Origin of the sequence: Streptomyces canus 299MFChir4.1 (assembly GCF_000383615.1) — a bacterium.
Classification (GTDB): domain Bacteria; phylum Actinomycetota; class Actinomycetes; order Streptomycetales; family Streptomycetaceae; genus Streptomyces; species Streptomyces canus_C.
Map to the genome: position 1 here is coordinate 75,109 of NZ_KB911585.1, position 15,204 is coordinate 90,312.

At 70.8% G+C, this 15,204-nt stretch carries 17 protein-coding genes and 1 pseudogene; 13 read left to right on the plus strand and 5 right to left on the minus strand.

Translation table 11 applies throughout. The annotated features are described in order from the left end of the window. The first annotated feature begins 151 nt into the window (after positions 1-151). Positions 152-406 (plus strand): hypothetical protein, encoded by a 255-nt coding sequence (locus H293_RS49345; protein ID WP_158694408.1) that lies wholly within the window; start codon positions 152-154, stop codon positions 404-406. Here the strand turns inward: H293_RS49345 and H293_RS0111255 are convergent. Beyond that, entirely contained in the window at positions 403-1,203 is an 801-nt protein-coding gene (locus H293_RS0111255; protein ID WP_051138084.1) for a VOC family protein, read from the minus strand. The two genes, H293_RS49345 and H293_RS0111255, sit on opposite strands and share 4 nt — an antisense overlap. Before the next feature lie 334 nt (positions 1,204-1,537). Here H293_RS0111255 and H293_RS0111260 point away from each other — a divergent pair, with 334 nt between their 5' ends. From H293_RS0111260 to H293_RS0111270, 3 genes are read left to right on the plus strand one after another with little or no spacing between them, the layout of a single operon-like run. Further along, on the plus strand, positions 1,538-2,974 hold the full coding sequence (locus H293_RS0111260) for a family 2B encapsulin nanocompartment shell protein (RefSeq protein WP_020117981.1): 1,437 nt from the start codon (positions 1,538-1,540) through the stop codon (positions 2,972-2,974). Beyond that, entirely contained in the window at positions 2,971-4,020 is a 1,050-nt protein-coding gene (locus H293_RS0111265) for a family 2 encapsulin nanocompartment cargo protein terpene cyclase (protein ID WP_020117982.1), read from the plus strand. Before H293_RS0111260 ends, H293_RS0111265 begins: the two co-directional genes overlap by 4 nt. A gap of 50 nt (positions 4,021-4,070) precedes the next feature. Then, on the plus strand, positions 4,071-4,949 hold the full coding sequence (locus H293_RS0111270; RefSeq protein WP_020117983.1) for a geranyl diphosphate 2-C-methyltransferase: 879 nt from the start codon (positions 4,071-4,073) through the stop codon (positions 4,947-4,949). Between the two features lies 1 nt (position 4,950). On the opposite strand, the gene H293_RS0111275 is transcribed toward H293_RS0111270, so the two are convergent. Then, the gene (locus H293_RS0111275) at positions 4,951-5,334 is read right to left on the minus strand and encodes an STAS domain-containing protein (RefSeq protein WP_020117984.1); all 384 of its coding nucleotides are present in this window, start codon (positions 5,332-5,334) and stop codon (positions 4,951-4,953) included. Between the two features lie 237 nt (positions 5,335-5,571). Here H293_RS0111275 and H293_RS0111280 point away from each other — a divergent pair, with 237 nt between their 5' ends. The 3 genes from H293_RS0111280 to H293_RS0111290 all read left to right on the plus strand — a co-directional run bounded on the left by H293_RS0111280 (position 5,572) and on the right by H293_RS0111290 (position 8,942). Next, positions 5,572-6,246 (plus strand): response regulator transcription factor, encoded by a 675-nt coding sequence (locus tag H293_RS0111280; RefSeq protein WP_020117985.1) that lies wholly within the window; start codon positions 5,572-5,574, stop codon positions 6,244-6,246. 43 nt (positions 6,247-6,289) lie between these two features. Then, on the plus strand, positions 6,290-7,951 hold the full coding sequence (locus H293_RS0111285) for a hybrid sensor histidine kinase/response regulator (RefSeq protein ID WP_020117986.1): 1,662 nt from the start codon (positions 6,290-6,292) through the stop codon (positions 7,949-7,951). An 82-nt stretch (positions 7,952-8,033) separates the two neighbouring features. Next, positions 8,034-8,942, plus strand: coding sequence for a hypothetical protein (locus H293_RS0111290; RefSeq protein WP_020117987.1), 909 nt, complete (start codon positions 8,034-8,036; stop codon positions 8,940-8,942). A gap of 3 nt (positions 8,943-8,945) precedes the next feature. Here the strand turns inward: H293_RS0111290 and H293_RS0111295 are convergent, their stop codons facing one another. After that, positions 8,946-9,428: a VOC family protein gene (locus H293_RS0111295; RefSeq protein ID WP_020117988.1), complete on the minus strand. Its 483-nt coding sequence runs from the start codon at positions 9,426-9,428 to the stop codon at positions 8,946-8,948. Between the two features lie 123 nt (positions 9,429-9,551). On the opposite strand from H293_RS0111295, the gene H293_RS0111300 reads away from it, so the two are divergent. The 3 genes from H293_RS0111300 to H293_RS0111310 all read left to right on the plus strand — a co-directional run bounded on the left by H293_RS0111300 (position 9,552) and on the right by H293_RS0111310 (position 12,099). After that, the gene (locus tag H293_RS0111300; protein WP_020117989.1) at positions 9,552-10,748 is read left to right on the plus strand and encodes an epoxide hydrolase family protein; all 1,197 of its coding nucleotides are present in this window, start codon (positions 9,552-9,554) and stop codon (positions 10,746-10,748) included. 123 nt (positions 10,749-10,871) lie between these two features. Continuing rightward, positions 10,872-11,495 carry a ClpP family protease gene (locus H293_RS0111305; protein WP_020117990.1) on the plus strand — a complete coding sequence of 208 codons (624 nt, stop codon included), beginning with the start codon at positions 10,872-10,874 and terminating at the stop codon, positions 11,493-11,495. Position 11,496: 1 nt separating this feature from the next. Then, complete coding sequence (locus H293_RS0111310; protein ID WP_020117991.1) at positions 11,497-12,099, plus strand: ClpP family protease; 603 nt, start codon at positions 11,497-11,499, stop codon at positions 12,097-12,099. Positions 12,100-12,116: 17 nt separating this feature from the next. On the opposite strand, the gene H293_RS61385 is transcribed toward H293_RS0111310, so the two are convergent. After that, on the minus strand, positions 12,117-12,545 hold the full coding sequence (locus tag H293_RS61385) for a helix-turn-helix domain-containing protein (RefSeq protein ID WP_020117992.1): 429 nt from the start codon (positions 12,543-12,545) through the stop codon (positions 12,117-12,119). A gap of 88 nt (positions 12,546-12,633) precedes the next feature. Between H293_RS61385 and H293_RS61605 the strand changes: the two are divergent. The 3 genes and pseudogenes from H293_RS61605 to H293_RS0111325 form a co-directional block, all read left to right on the plus strand. Beyond that, a pseudogene (locus H293_RS61605) lies at positions 12,634-12,921 on the plus strand (class I SAM-dependent methyltransferase); the annotation flags it as partial. Positions 12,922-13,022: 101 nt separating this feature from the next. Further along, entirely contained in the window at positions 13,023-13,448 is a 426-nt protein-coding gene (locus H293_RS61610; protein ID WP_020117993.1) for a hypothetical protein, read from the plus strand. 218 nt (positions 13,449-13,666) lie between these two features. Further along, positions 13,667-14,563, plus strand: a complete 897-nt coding sequence (locus tag H293_RS0111325; protein WP_020117994.1) for an RNA polymerase sigma factor SigF — start codon at positions 13,667-13,669, stop codon at positions 14,561-14,563. Between the two features lie 101 nt (positions 14,564-14,664). Here H293_RS0111325 and H293_RS0111330 read toward each other — a convergent pair whose 3' ends face one another. Continuing rightward, a complete protein-coding gene (locus tag H293_RS0111330) occupies positions 14,665-15,126 on the minus strand; it encodes an ATP-binding protein (RefSeq protein WP_020117995.1) in 462 nt (153 codons plus the stop codon). Between the last annotated feature and the right edge of the window lie 78 nt (positions 15,127-15,204).

Below are 15,204 nucleotides of genomic sequence, written 5' to 3' on the forward strand. Positions count from 1 at the left end.
GTTCACCCCACCGGGACGACCGTGGCCGTGACCTTGCGGACCTCCTCGATCCTGGATGCTGCGGCCGGGAGGACGGCCGGCCCTGTTCCGGAACGCTTTCCGGCCCGCGCCGGAGGTGGCCGGGGCGCTCATCGAGGGCCACGCCCGGGCCGTGCCAGACCCGCCGTTCGACTGGCGGCGGATGACCAACCCGGACAGTTGTTCGAGCGGCTTCGCCCAGGCGGCCCAGGGGATCCGCGGGACGGCCGCGTTCGGCGAGCCGGAGGAGTGGCGCTTCGGGTGGCACCCGGTCCGCACCCGCGAGGAGTGGCTGGACCAGGTACCCACCTTCGGCGGCACGGGCAGTTGCGGCAGCTTCTCGGTGCGCTACTCCGCCGTCGTGCTCTCCGCGGTGCGCACCTGCTAGGGCACGTCGGAGATCTGGGGCATGTCGCCCTGCGTCGTCGTCACGTCGATGACCGAGAAGCTCGCGCCCTGCGGGTCACTGAGGGCGGCGAACCGGCCGAAGGGCGAGTCCATCGGCCCGAACCGCACGACGGCCCCGAGCTTGGTGGCGCGGGCCACGGCGTCGTCGCAGTCGGGGACCGTGAAGTAGACGTTGATGTACGGCGGTACCTCGGGCGGGAAGTCGTCGGTCATCTTCATGCGGCCCAGGACGGTGTGGTCGCCGAGGTTGAACATGCGGAAGTCGATGGCGTCGTCCTGCATCTGCTTGGCGCTGTAGCCGAAGACGGCCGGGAAGAACGCGTCGGATTTCTCGGGTTCGCGGGTGTAGATCTCCGCCCAGCAGAACGCGCCGGGCTGCTCGGGTGGCGCCTCGAAGCCTTCATGGGTGCCGCCCTGCCACACACCGAAGGCGACACCGCTCGGGTCGCGCGCCAGGCACATCGTGCCGAAGTCGCCGACCTGCATCGGTTCCATGAGCACCTCGCCGCCGTTGTCCCGGATCTTGCCGGCCGTGGCGGCCGCGTCCGGCGACGCGAGGTACAGGCACCACTGCGACTGAGCCTCCTGACCGGGCATCGGCGGAACGACGGCGGCGACGGCCTTGCCGTCCGCGTAGGCCTGCGTGTAGTTGCCGTACTGCGACGACGCCTCGCCGAAGCTCCAGCCGAGGACATCGCTGTAGAAGCTCTTGGCCCCCTCGACGTCACTGAACATCGCATCGGCCCAGCAGGGGGTTCCCTCAGGTTGTACGGCCATGATCGCGGCCTTTCCCGAATCGGTGGTCGGTCCGTCTCCACACGCTAGTCACGGGTGCGCCCGACCGCGCGCCGAACGGACGATTCCACCCCAGGGCGGACAGAACGGATGATCTCCGAGCGCTCCGCCGCACGGCCTGCGCGCCGCGGGCCGTACTGGTGAACGACCTGCCTGGAGGAGCGTGGGGGCACTCATGGGGCGCCGACTGCCTCACCGGCGAGGTTTACCCCTTCCCGCCCGCGAAGCCGCCCCCTTCACGCCCTGATCGGAGAGCCGGCCCGGCTGCTTGGCTGATGCACGCGCCTGGCCATCCCGCTCACCTCCAGGAGGGAATGTGTCCACACCGGACAGCGCCACCGGTCCCGCCGTCGACGAACCCGATCCCCCGTCCGAAGCCCACCTCACCAGCCTCAGCACCACGGCCGCCCGCCAGCTCGCCACCACCACCAAGTCCGAACCCCAGATGCAGGCCATCAGCTCCCGCTGGCTGCTGCGCATGCTGCCGTGGGTGGACGTGAAGGGCGGCACCTACCGGGTCAACCGGCGCCTCCAGCTCCGGGTGGGCCGTGGCCGGGTGCAGTTCGAACAGAACGGCGCCGACGACATCAGGGTCATCCCGCAGACCCTCACCGAACTCCCCGCCCTGCGCGGCTATGGCGACATCGACGTGCTCAAGGAGATCGCGACCCGCTTCCGGGTCCGGGAGATCCGCGCCGGCCAGGTCCTGGTCGAGGCCGGGCAGCCGGTCACGGAGGCCTTCCTCGTGGTGCACGGCCGCTTCACCCGCTTCGCCGAGGGCAAGTACGGCGAGGAGGAGATCGTCGGCGTCGTCACCGATGGCGACCAGATGGGCGACGAGGCCATCGGCCGGCCCGACCCCTTGTGGCTGAGTTCGGTACGGGCGGAGACCGCGGGCGTCGTCCTGGCCCTCCCCTGGTCCGTGGTCACGGAGTTCACCGAGCGGGCGCCCTCTCTCGCGGAACACCTGGAGGCCTACGCGCGCCGGCAGAGCCTGCCGATGAACCGCAAGGGCGAGGCCGACGTGCCCGTCCAGGCGGGCCACAGCGGGGAGCCGACCATCAACGGCGGCTACGTCGACTACGAACTCGCCCCGCGCGAGTACGAGTTGTCCCTGACCCAGACCGTACTGCGGGTCCACACCCGGGTCGCCGACCTCTACAACAACCCGATGGACCAGACCGAGCAGCAACTCCGCCTGACCATCGAGGAGATCCGCGAGCGCCAGGAGTGGGAGCTGGTCAACAACCGGGAGTTCGGGCTGCTGCACAACGCCGACCACGGCCAGCGGGTCAGCACCTTCACCGGGCCGCCGACCCCCGACGACATGGACGAGCTCCTCGCCATGCGCCGCAAGACCAAGCTGTTCCTCGCCCATCCGAAGGCGATCGCGGCCTTCTTCCGGCAGTGCAACCGGCGCGGCCTGGTGCCGGGTACGGCGAGCGTCGAGGGACACGAGATCCCCGCCTGGCGAGGGGTGCCGATCTTCCCCTGCAACAAGATCCCGGTCAGCCCGCAGCACACCAGCAGCATCATCGCGCTGCGCACCGGGGAGGGAGACCAAGGCGCCATCGGGCTCTACCAGACCGGCATCCCCGAGGAGTACCAACCGGGCCTGAACGTGCGGTTCATGGGCATCGGCGCCAACTCGATCATCCGCTACCTCGTCACCGCCTACTACTCGATGGCCATCCTCGTGCCGGACGCGGTCGGCATCCTGGAGAACGCCCAGATCGGCCGGACGGCCGAGTGACCGCGACGAACACCCGGTGTCTGCCCGGACCGCCCGACATCGCGAGCAGCCTGCGCACCGGTCGGCGGGGCGGGGCGATCCCCGGTCTGAGACACCGGCAGGTCGCCCCCGCCGACCCGGTGAAGGCCGCGGAGATCGACCGCAGGCTGGAGGCCTGGGCCCGGCGCCTGGATCTGTTCCCCGAGGCGTGGAAGGGGGACTTCTCGGGATTCCAGTTCGGCCGGGCCGTGGTCCTCCAGCACCCCGAGGCCGCCGATCTCGAACGGCTCACGGTGGCCGGCGAGTTGCTGCTCGCCGAGAACGTCGTCGACTCCTGCTACTGCGAGGAGGACGAGGGCCGTGGCGGAGCGCGCCGGGGACTGGGCGGCCGGCTGATCATGGCGCAGTCCGCGATCGATCCGTACCACGGAACCCCGGAGCTGGAGGAGGAGTGGCGGGAGGGCGTCCGGGCCGACGGTCCGCTGCGGTCCTACCACTTCGCGCTCCAGGACTACGCCGCCCTCGCCACCCCGAGCCAGACCGACCGCTTCGTCCACGACCTCGCCCGGCTGCACCTGGGCTACCTCGCCGAGGCCGCCTGGGCGGAGACCCGGTACGTGCCGCGGGTCTGGGAGTACCTGGTGATGCGGCAGTTCAACAACTTCCGCCCCTGTCTGTCGATCGTGGACGCCGTGGACGGCTACGAACTGCCCGAGGCGCTCTACGCCCGGCCCGAGATCCAGCGGGTCACGGCACTCGCCTGCAACGCCACCACGATCGTCAACGACCTCTACTCGTTCACCAAGGAACTGGCGAGCGACCCCACCCATCTCAACCTGCCGCAGGTCGTCGCCGCCAACGACAAGTGCGGGCTGAAGGCCGCCTATCTGAAGTCCGTCGAGATCCACAACCGGATCATGGCGGCCTTCGACGAGGAGTCGGCCCTGCTGTCCGCCGGTTCGCCGCTCGTGGAGCGCTACGCCCGGAGCCTGTCCGACTGGGTCGCCGGGAACCACGAGTGGCACGCCACCAACAGCCACCGCTATCACCTGCCCAACTACTGGTGAAGCGCGCTCGCATGACAGGACGTCACACGCACCAGCACAAGGAGCCACCGTTGACCACCGCCCCCCACACCGGCACCAGGGCAACCCAGGTGCCGACCCAGTCGACGTACCAGAACCGTGTCGCGGACTACTGGAACGCCGAGGAGAACCCGGTCAACCTCGAACTCGGCAAGCTCGACGACCTCTACCACCACCACTACGGCATCGGAGCGGCCGACCGCTCGGTCCTCGACGAACCGGATCCGCTGCGGCGGCGCGAGCGGATCACCGCCGAACTGCACCGCCTCGAACACGCCCAGGCCGAGTTCCTCGCCGCCCGGCTCGGCCCGCTCACGCCCGAGGACCGGGTCTTCGACGCCGGGTGCGGGCGCGGCGGCGGCAGTGTGGTGGCGCATCTCGGCTACGGCTGCCACGCCGACGGTGTCACCATCTCCGAGAAGCAGGCGGAGTTCGCGAACGCGCAGGCCCGCAAGCGGGGCATCGACGACCGGGTGCGCTATCACCACCGCAACATGCTCGACACCGGACTCGTCTCGGGCGCGTACGCGGCCTCCTGGAACAACGAGTCGACCATGTACGTCGAGCTGGACCTGCTGTTCGCCGAGCACGCCCGGCTGCTGCGCCGCGGCGGACGCTACGTGGTGATCACCGGCTGCTACAACGACACCTACGGACGGGCCTCCCGCGAGGTCTCGCTGATCAACGCCCACTACATCTGCGACATCCACCCCCGCTCGGCGTACTTCCGGGCGATGGCACGCAACCGGCTGGTGCCGGTGCACGTGGAGGACCTGACCGCGGCGGCCCTGCCCTACTGGGAGCTGCGCAAGGAGGCCGACCACCTGGTGACCGGAATCGAGGAGACGTTTCTGACCGCCTACCGCAACGGCAGTTTCCAGTACCTGCTGATCGCCGCCGACCGCGTGTGAGTCAGACGGGCGCCGGCTCGGTCCACGTGGTCGCCGGGTCGAACACGTCCAGCGTGCCGTGCGCCCTCAGCAGCCGCCGGGTACCCGGGGTGCACAGGACAGAGAACGTTCCGCCGCTCTCCAGCACCCGGCGGCGCAGGCGCAGCAGCAGGTTCAGCCCGGTGGAGTCGACGAAGGAGACCGGGCGCAGGTCCACGACGTACACCTGTGCGGCGAGGGCCACGAGGGAGTCGAGCCAGCAGCGCAGCTGATGGGCGGTCGCGAGGTCTATCTCGCCGTGCAGTTCGGCGAGCACCAGGCCGTCCGTGCCGCGCCTGAGCCCGTGGCCCGCGGGCGGTGGCGGCCAGGACACGGTGATGACGGACCGCAGGTCGTTGTCGCGCACTGTGTTCCGTCCCCGCCCTCGTGCCTGTTCCGTCCGCGCCGGGCGTTCGTTCCGGCGCGGACGCGTGCGGCGGTTTCGCGATCCCCGCACCGCACGTGTCCGCGCCGGACCTCCCCCGGGCGGCTCCCCCCTTGAACCGTGGTGCTTACTGTTCTACCTTCGCCACATGGTCTGGGCATCAACGCCCGCTCATCAGCGACACAACGAGCGGGTACTGGGCGGGCCAGGTGATGCGGAATGCGCCCGCACCTCGCCCTGATCGAGGACGAGCCCGACTTCGCACTGATGTGCCGTTCCTATCTGGAGCGGGCCGGGTTCACCGTCACCTGGGCCATGGACGCCCGCGCCGGAAAGTCCGTGCTGTACGAGAGCCGCGTGGACCTGGCGATCCTGGACCTGGGCCTCCCGGACGGCAGCGGCCTCGAACTGCTGCGGGCGCTCAGGTCGACGAGCAGGCTCCCCGTCATCGTGGTCTCCGGCCGCGGCGCGGAGACGGACCGGGTCGCGGGTCTGGAGATCGGCGCGGACGACTACCTCGTCAAGCCGTTCTCCCAGCGCGAGCTCGTGGCCCGTATCCATGCCGTGCTGCGCCGCTCGCAGCCGCCGGACCTGCCGACGACGATCCAGGCCGGCTCGCTGCTCGTCGACACGGCGGCCCGCCAGGTCTCCGTCGACGGGGTGCTGCTGAACCTGCGCCCCAAGGAGTTCGCCCTGCTGGAGATGCTGGCCGCCGCGCCCGGCCGGGTGTTCTCGGCGGACCAGTTGCTGGAGCGGATCTGGGGTTCGTCCTGGCAGCAGCCCGCGACCGTCGTCGAGCATGTGTACCGGCTGCGCGGCAAGCTCGCCGAACTGCCCGCCCCCGCACCGCGGATCGTCACCGTCCGCGGCTACGGCTACCGCCTCGACCCCTGAGACGGCGGATCCCCGAGACACGGCCCGGCCAGGAGGTCCGCCCATGCCCGACGCCCCGGACTTCCGGCGCCTGTTCGACTCGAACCTGTCCCCGCTGCTCGTCCTCACCACCGACTTCGTCATCGTCGAGGTCAACCGCGCCTATCTCACGGCCACGCGCACCGGGCGCGACATCGTGGGGCGGCCGGTCTTCGACGTGTTCCCGGACAACCCCGAGGACCCCTCGGCCGACGGCGTGGCCAATCTGCGCCGCTCGCTGGAGACGGTCGTGGCGAGCGGCCGTACGGACACCATGGCCCTGCAGCGCTACGACATCCCGACGGGCGAGGCGGGCGTCTTCGCCGAGCGGTACTGGAGCCCGGTCAACGCGCCGGTCCTGGACGACGAGGGGCGGGTGACGCACATCATCCACCGGGTCGAGGACGTCACGGAGTTCGTGCGTCTGCGGCGGGTGGGGCGGGAGCGGCAGCGGGCGGCGGCCGACGCGCGGATGCGCGCGGAGGGCATGGAGATCGACCTGTTCGTGCGGGCGCGGGAGATCCGCGAGGTGAACGAGCAACTGAGCCGGGCCAACGCCGAGCTGGACGCGGCGGGGCGCCGGCTGCGGGAGGAGCAGCGGGCCAAGGACCGGTTCATCGCCACGCTCTCGCACGAGCTGCGCAACCCCCTCGCGGCCGCGACCGCGGCCACCGAACTGCTCGCCCTGGACATGCCGGAAGGGCATCCGGCGCTGGCCGTCCTGGAGCGGCAGCTCGGCACGCTGGCCCGGATGAGCAACGACCTGCTGGACGGCACCCGCGCGGTGACCGGACGGCTGGAGCTGGTGCGCGAACCGGTCGATCTGCGTGCGGTGGTCGAGGGGGCCTGCGCGGACATCCGCGGTCTCTTCACGCACGACGGCCGCACACTCGACGTACGGCTGCCCGCCGCGCCCCTCGTCGTGGACGGCGACCGGCTGCGGCTCGCGCAGGTGCTGACGAACCTGCTGTCGAACGCGCTGAAGTACACCCGGCCCGGCGGGCGCACCGAGGTGGAGCTCGCGGCAGGGGACGGTGCGGCGCGGCTGACCGTGAGGGACGACGGCATCGGCTTCGCGCCCGGTCAGGCCGAGGAGCTGTTCGGAGTGTTCATGCGGGCGGCGCCCGCAGGCCCCGACACGCCGGAGGGCCTGGGGCTGGGGCTCGCCGTCGCGCGCACGATCGCGGAGTTGCACCACGGCCGGGTCGGCGCGCACAGCGCCGGGCCCGGTAAGGGAGCGACGTTCACCGTGGTCCTGCCGACGACCGACTCCACGGCCCCGCCGCCGCCCCGGCGCGCGGCCGTCGGGGCCACGCCCCGCAGGCTGGCCGTGCTGATCGTGGAGGACAACGAGGACCTGGCCGCGACCTACCACACGCTGCTGGAGCGGCAGGGCCACCGGGTGACGACGGTCCACACCGGCACCGCCGCGCTCACCGCGACCGAGACGCACCCCTTCGACGTCGTGCTGTGCGACCTGGGGCTGCCGGACATCGACGGCCACACCGTCGCCCGCCGGGTGCGGGCGCGGCCCGGCGGCGAGCGGCTGCGGCTCATCGCGGTGTCGGGCTTCAGCCAGGGCACCGACCGCGCGCTGTCCCGGGCGGCCGGGTTCGACGCCCATCTGACCAAGCCGCTGCCGCTGAGCGAGCTGATGGACATCCTGGAGCGCCGGGACGGCGACTGAACGGTGCCGCACGTCTTCCCCCCTGGGCCCGGCTGTGCTTGCCTGGGGAACCGTTTTTCGGCGACCGGGGCGGGAGTCGCGCATGCGGACACCGTGGATCGTGGGGTTGGTGACCGCAGTCCTGCTGCTCGGTGCCTGCGGCGACCCGACGGACGGACCGGAGACGGCGCCACCGACCCCGGACGTCTCCCGTGCGGCCACCACCCGTCAGCGCGCCCAGGCCTCCCCGAGCGCCTTGCCCGCCGTGGTCGCCCCGCGTGTGCTGTATCTCGGCGACTCCCTGGCCACGGAGGCCCAGCAGGTCCTCGGGCAGGAACTGCGCCGGGGTCTGCGGGCGACGTACACGAGCGCGCCATACTCGGGGACCACGCCGTGCGACTACCTGGAGGGCACCGGGAAGAAGTCGCTGGTGCCCGACCGGGACAAGGCGGCCGCGCTGGTCCGGGCGCTGCACCCGGACTTCGTGGTGCTGCAGTTCTGGGGCAACGCGTGGGGCTACACCTGGTGCATGGACGGGATCACCCATGCCGCCTCGCCGCAGCAGTACTTCAGCAGGTACCGGGCGGACCTGAGGAGGCTGACCGGGCAGATCGCCACGGCGGGCGGTGGGCGTCGGCCGCGGATCGTGTGGGTGGCGCAGGGCCCGGACCCGATCACCCCCGACCGGGTCCGCCAGGTGAACGAGCTGTACGAGGAGCGGGCGGCCGCCTCGGACGACGTCGTCGCCGACGCGGGCGCGACGGTGGCACCCGCCGGATCCCGCTACTCCTGGGTGCAGTACCTGCCGTGCACCTCCTACGAGCGCGAGCATCCCGGCTACTGCACCCAGCCGGACCGCGACCGCACCGCCCTGCACCTCGACAAGGACTATCTGCACTTCTGTCTGGCGCCCACGACGTCCAGGCCCAGGCCCTGCCCGGTCCGCTCCCCCGGCATCCTGCGGATCGCCCGGGAGATCACCCGGGTGATCGGCCGGACGCCCGCCGACTGACGCTCACTCTCCCGCGTACGCCTTCTCCAGGGCGGCGACGTCGAACTTGCTCATCGCCATGAACGCCTTGGTGACGCGGGCCGCCTTCTCCGGGTCCGGGTCGCCCACCATGTCGGCGAGCCCCTCGGGCACGACCTGCCACGACAGCCCGAAACGGTCCTTGAGCCAGCCACAGGGGCCGGGCTCGCCGCCGTTCTCGGTGAGCTTGGTCCAGTAGTAGTCGATCTCCTCCTGGTCCGCGCAGAAGATCTGGAAGGAGACGGCTTCGGTGAACTTGAACTGCGGTCCGCCGTTGAGGGCGACGAAGTGCTGCCCGTTGGCCGTGAAGTCGACCGTCAGGACGGTCCCCGCGGGCTGCATCGCGCCCTCGGGATAGTGGGTGACCCTCCCGACGGTGGAGTCCTTGAAGACCGAGACGTAGAAGTGCGCGGCCTCCTCGGCCTGGCCGTCGAACCAGAGACACGTGGTGAAAGGCTTGCTCGCCATGGGTTCCTCCCGAAGGGTCGTGGTGCGGTCATCTCTGTGGACCGATCCTCGGCGCGGAACTCATCGGTCGGGCGGCCGGTTAATCCACGTGGCTCATACACCGGTGCGACCTAGCATCCCCGTATGACGTCAACCGACACCATCACGCCGTTCCGTGTCGACATTCCGCAGCACGACCTCGACGACCTCCACGACCGGCTCGACCGCACCCGCTGGCCCGACGACCTCTCGGCCACGGGCTGGGCGTACGGCGTGCCGGCCGGCTATCTACGCGAGCTCGCGCACCACTGGCGGCACACCTACGACTGGCGTGCGGCCGAGGCGCGGCTCAACGAGTGGCCGCAGTTCACGACCGAGATCGACGGGACGACCGTCCACTTCGCCCACGTCCGCTCCCCCGAGCCGGACGCCACCCCGCTGGTCATCACGCACGGCTGGCCGGGCTCGATCGTCGAGTTCCTGGACGTGGTGGGCCCGTTGACCGATCCGGCGGCCCACGGCGGCGACCCGGCCGACGCCTTCCATGTCGTCGTACCGAGCATTCCCGGGTTCGGACTGTCCGGGCCGCCCGCCGACACGGGCTGGGAGGCGGGTCGGATCGCCGGCGCGTGGGCCGAGCTGATGACGCGGCTCGGCTACGAGCGGTTCGGCGCGCAGGGCGGCGACTGGGGCTCGGCCATCTCCCGGGAGCTGGGCCGCGCCCACCCGGAGCGGATCATCGGCGTCCATCTCAATCTGCTGCCGGGCGCGCAGGCGACCCGGGAACCGACCGAGGAGGAACTGGCCGCGCTCGCGCCCGGGGAGCGGGAGCGCGCCCTGGAGTCGTGGCGCCGGTGGAGCGATTGGTCGCGCGAGGGCACCGGGTACGCCGTCCTGCACTCCACCCGGCCGCAGACCCTCGCCTACGCCCTCACCGACTCGCCGGTCGGCCAACTCGCCTGGATCGTCGAGAAGTTCCGGGAGTGGACGGACTCCGCCGAGCTGCCCGAGGAGGCCGTGGACCGGGACCGGCTGCTGACCAACGTGATGCTGTACTGGCTGACCGGGACCGCCGGTTCGGCCGCCCGGATCTACTACGAGCGGGCGCACGCCACCGGCGACCGGGCGGCCCGGCCCACCGAACCGTCGACCGCGCCGACCGCCCTCGCCGTCTTCCCCGCGGAGATCCAGATCCCGCTGCGGCACAAGGCGGAACGCACCGAGAACCTCGTGCGCTGGACCGAGTTCGACCGGGGCGGTCACTTCGCGGCCATGGAGGAGCCGGACCTGCTGGTGGACGACGTGCGGGCGTTCTTCCGGCAACTGCGCGAGACGGGCTGAGCACACCCCCGGGGCCCGCGCTCTGCCGGTGGCGAATCTGCCACCGGCAGAGAAACCGCTTCGGGGCGTCGTCCGAGGTCAACAGTGGAGCCGACGGCATCCCTACGACCACGAGGACCGCCCATGACTTCCATCCGGGCCGAGGAGGGCGACGCCCCTCCCACCCGCTTCGACGACCAACTGGCCGCCCAGCTCCTCGCCCAGCGCATCGTGCTGCTGGGCACCCAGGTCGACGAGGTCTCCGCCAACCGGGTCTGCTCCCAGCTGCTGGTCCTGTCCGCGGAGGACCCGCGCACCGACATCAGCCTGTACATCAACAGTCCGGGCGGCTCCGTGTACGCGGGCCTCGCCGTCTACGACACGATGCGGCTGATCCCCAACGACGTCTCGACGCTCGCGATGGGCTTCGCGGCGAGCATGGGGCAGTTCCTGCTCTGCGGGGGCACGCCCGGCAAGCGGTACGCCCTGCCGAACGCGCGGATCATGATGCACCAGGGGTCCGCGGGCATCGGCGGGACCACCGCCGACATCCTGATCCAGGCGGAGAACCTGGACCACAGCAAGCAGACGATGGAGCGCCTCCTCGCCGAGAACACGGGCCAGACGCCGGAGACGATCGCCCGCGACGGCGACCGCGACCGCTGGTTCACGGCCGAGGAGGCCAGGGAGTACGGCATGGTGGACCGGGTCGTGGAGTCCCTCGCGGACGTCCGCCCGGCCGCCTCCAAACGACGGATGGGGCTGTGACATGGCGAACTACACGATTCCCTACGTCGTCGAGCGGACCGCGCACGGCGAGCGGTCCTCCGACGTGTTCAGCCGGCTGCTCTCGGAGCGGATCATCTTCCTCGGCACCGAGATCGACGACGGCGTCGCCAACGTCGTGATCGCGCAGCTCCTGCACCTGGAGTCGGCGGCACCGGAGAACGAGATCTCGATCTACATCAACTCCCCCGGCGGATCGTTCACCTCGCTGATGGCGATCTACGACACGATGACCTACGTGCAGGCGCCGATCTCGACGCTCTGTGTGGGACAGGCCGCGTCCACGGCGGCCGTCCTGCTGGCCGGCGGGGATCCCGGGCGGCGGCTCGTGCTGGAGCACGCGCGTGTGCTGCTCGGCCAGCCCGCCTCCGGCGGCAGCCGCGGCGCCATCTCCGATCTCGCCCTGCAGGCCAAGGAGATGGTCCGCATCCGCTCCCAGGTCGAGGAGGTGCTGGCCCGGCACACCCACCACGACATCGCCACGCTGCGCGCGGACATGGACCGCGACAAGGTGTTCACCGCCGAGGAAGCGGTGGAGTACGGGCTGGCGGACGAGGTGGTGAGCCGGCGCCTCGTGACGGTCTGAGGCGCCGGCCCGCGGCGTCAGGCCGCCAGGCACATCCCGTCGTACGGCGATCCGGGCATCGCGCGGCGGCTGCGCGCGGAGTGCCGGGTGAGTTCCCCCTGGGCCAGGGAGAGCAGATCGCCGAGGCCGAGGCCCAGGGCGTGGGCGGCGGCCGCGAGGACCTCCGAGGAGGCCTCCTTGCGGCCGCGTTCCACCTCTGAGAGGTAGGGCATCGAGATCCGGGCCGCGTCGGCCACGTCCTTGAGCGTGCGCTCCTGGGCGAGGCGCTCGCGGCGCAGGACGTCTCCGACGAGGTCGCGCCACAGGGGTTCCCTGGTCTCCCTGGCGGCGGGAGCCTTCGGCGGCGCGGTGGCTGGGCGTTCGGACAGCGGGCGGACGGACCCCGGGCGCGCGGACTGCGGGCGCAGGGGGATCACGCGGGCTTGGTTCGGCGCTTCGTTGCTCACCGGATCAGCCTAAATTCCGTGGCCGTCAGGGGAAGGGGTCGGCATTCTGCCCTGGGTGGAATCGACGACGGGAAAGGTGCGGGACCCGGTGCTGCGCGAGACGTTCAACGAAGCGGCGGAGTTGTACGACAAGGCGCGTCCGGGCTATCCGCCCGCGCTGGTCGCGGAGTTGGCCCGGCTGACGTGCCTTGGGCCGGAGAGCCGGGTCCTGGAGGTGGGTCCAGGGACCGGGCAACTCACCCGCTCCCTTGCCGGGTTCGGCTGTCACATCACGGCGGTGGAACTGGGCGACGCGATGGCCGCGGTGGCCCGGCGGCGGCTGGCCCGTTTTCCCCGGGTCGACGTGCGCCACGCCGAGTTCGAGCGCTGGCCGCTGCCCGAGGATCCCTTCGACCTGGTGGCCTGCGCCACCGCCTTCCACTGGATCGACCCGGCCGTTGCGCCACCGCCTTCCACTGGATCGACCCGGCCGTCCGGGTGGAGAAGGCCGCGGACGCGCTCCGCGCCGGGGGCCGGCTCGCTGTCGTGGTCACCCACCATGTGGCGGGGGGCACGACCGACTTCTTCGCCCGGGCCCAGGACTGCTACGAACGCCATGATCCGGCCACACCTCCCGGACTGCGGCTCCAGCCGTCCTCCGAGATCCGCTCGCACACGGAGGAGTTCGAGGACTGTCCGCGCTTCGGTGACGTCACGGTGACCCGTTGCGAGCAGGACATCACCTACACGGCCGACCGGTACCTCGACGTCCTGCGCACCTACTCGGGCCACCGGGCTCTCGACAGCACGCGCCGCGCGGCCCTGCTGGCCTGCGTCCGGGACCTGATCGAGAAGGGCCACGGCGGCAGGATCACCAAGCGCTACCTCCACGAACTGATCGTCGCGACCCGGGTCACTCCCTGAGGACCGGCGATTTCACGCCACCGTAAGATTTCATGGGCATGGGTTATCACGGCCCGGGTACGCGCAGGTCGAGGGAGCTGCGGGCATCTGGTCGAGCCGGTGGCCCGGGGACGTGTATCTCGTCGCGTTCCGGGTACACGCCAGGCCACACCTGCAGGACCCAAGACAACCCAGGCCGAAGAGGCAGACGTCGAGCCGTGACTTTCGTGGGAGAGGTAATGCATACCGTCGTCACCGCCGTGAATCGTTCGGAGGCACAGGTCACCGAGCACGCCAGCGGGACCAGGACGGGTGGGACACCCCTGCCGGGAGTCGAGGAACCGCGGTCCGTCGCACCGCGGGACGCACGGGAGCTGTCCCGCCAGTTCTTCAAGCGCCTCACCGAGCTCGAGGAGGGGACGCACGAGTACCAGTACGCGCGCAACACCCTCATCGAGATGAACATGTCGCTCGTACGCTTCGCGGCCGGGAGGTTCCGGGGCCGCGGCGACGACATGGAGGACATCGTCCAGACCGGCATGATCGGCCTGATCAAGGCGATCGACCGGTTCGAGATCTCCCGCGAGGTCGAGTTCACGTCGTTCGCGCTGCCTTACATCGTCGGTGAGATCAAGCGCTTCTTCCGTGACACCACCTGGGCGGTGCACGTCCCGCGGCGTCTTCAGGAGCTGCGCGTCGAGCTGGCCAAGGCGCGTGAGGAACTCGCCAGCCGGCTGGACCGCGACCCGACGGTGGCCGAGCTCGGCACCCTGATGAACATCTCCGAGAACGAGGTGATCGAGGCGCAGATCGCCTCGAACGGCTACAACTCCTCGTCCCTCGACGCCGCCCTGACCGGTGACGGCCCCGAGGGCGGCGAAGCCGTGCTCGCCGACTTCATCGGTGTGGAGGAGGACGGGCTGCGGCTCGTCGAGGACTTCCAGTCACTGGCCCCGCTGATGGCCGAGCTCAGCGACCGCGATCGGCAGATCATCCACATGCGGTTCGTGGAGGAGGCCACGCAGTCGGAGATCGGTGAACGGCTCGGCTGCTCGCAGATGCATGTGTCCCGGCTGATCAAGCGGATCATCACACGGCTGCGCGAAGGCATGCTGGGCGAGCTGGGCTGCGCCTGACCCACGAGCACAGCGGAAAGAGCGGGTGCCGTCTCCGGACGGCACCCGCTGCATGATCCGGTGACTTCACCGGACGCCGTCGAAGCGGCTCAGGTGTGCGCTCACATCTTCTTGCCGCCGAAGCCCAGCACGGCCCGTACCCGCTTGCCCACCGGTACGCGTTCCGCCGCGACCTCCTGCGCCAGGACGTGCACGATCTCCAGGCCGTGCCGGCCGATGCGCTGGGGATCCCGCGGGAACCTGCGGGGCAGGGCCGCGCTGCTGTCGTAGACCGTGACGGCGACCGCGACGTCGGTGCCCTCCAGCTCCAGGATGTACGGCCCGTTGCTGTGCCGGTCGGCGTTGGTGACGAGTTCGCTCACCACGAGGAGCACCTCCTCCTCGGCACGGTCCCCGATCTCGGCGCACCACTCGGTTCGGAGCCTGCCGAGGAAGTCCGCGGCGAACGACCGCGCCTCGGCGATGCTTCCCGGCTCACCGGTGTAGTGCGCCGCCTGCCGTAGGGGCTCCACGGGCACGTCGAAACCAGTCGGTATCACTGCCCCGTCCAGGTGATCGATCATGCGTGTCTCTCTCGGATGCCGGACTGGCCGGACGCTGCTGCATCAGTGCTCGTACCCCGAGCCGCGCGACGCAGTCCA

What these genes read in the sequence shown, in the direction of transcription:
- H293_RS0111300 (WP_020117989.1), top strand. Translation starts at nt 9,552, where the DNA reads ATGACGTCAACCGACACCATCACGCCGTTCCGTGTCGACATTCCGCAG.
- H293_RS0111310 (WP_020117991.1), top strand. Translation starts at nt 11,497, where the DNA reads ATGGCGAACTACACGATTCCCTACGTCGTCGAGCGGACCGCGCACGGC.
- H293_RS0111285 (WP_020117986.1), top strand. Translation starts at nt 6,290, where the DNA reads ATGCCCGACGCCCCGGACTTCCGGCGCCTGTTCGACTCGAACCTGTCC.
- H293_RS0111280 (WP_020117985.1), top strand. Translation starts at nt 5,572, where the DNA reads ATGCGCCCGCACCTCGCCCTGATCGAGGACGAGCCCGACTTCGCACTG.
- H293_RS0111290 (WP_020117987.1), top strand. Translation starts at nt 8,034, where the DNA reads ATGCGGACACCGTGGATCGTGGGGTTGGTGACCGCAGTCCTGCTGCTC.
- H293_RS0111255 (WP_051138084.1), bottom strand. Translation starts at nt 1,203, where the DNA reads ATGGCCGTACAACCTGAGGGAACCCCCTGCTGGGCCGATGCGATGTTC.
- H293_RS0111325 (WP_020117994.1), top strand. Translation starts at nt 13,667, where the DNA reads ATGCATACCGTCGTCACCGCCGTGAATCGTTCGGAGGCACAGGTCACC.
- H293_RS0111305 (WP_020117990.1), top strand. Translation starts at nt 10,872, where the DNA reads ATGACTTCCATCCGGGCCGAGGAGGGCGACGCCCCTCCCACCCGCTTC.
- H293_RS0111330 (WP_020117995.1), bottom strand. Translation starts at nt 15,126, where the DNA reads ATGATCGATCACCTGGACGGGGCAGTGATACCGACTGGTTTCGACGTG.
- H293_RS0111295 (WP_020117988.1), bottom strand. Translation starts at nt 9,428, where the DNA reads ATGGCGAGCAAGCCTTTCACCACGTGTCTCTGGTTCGACGGCCAGGCC.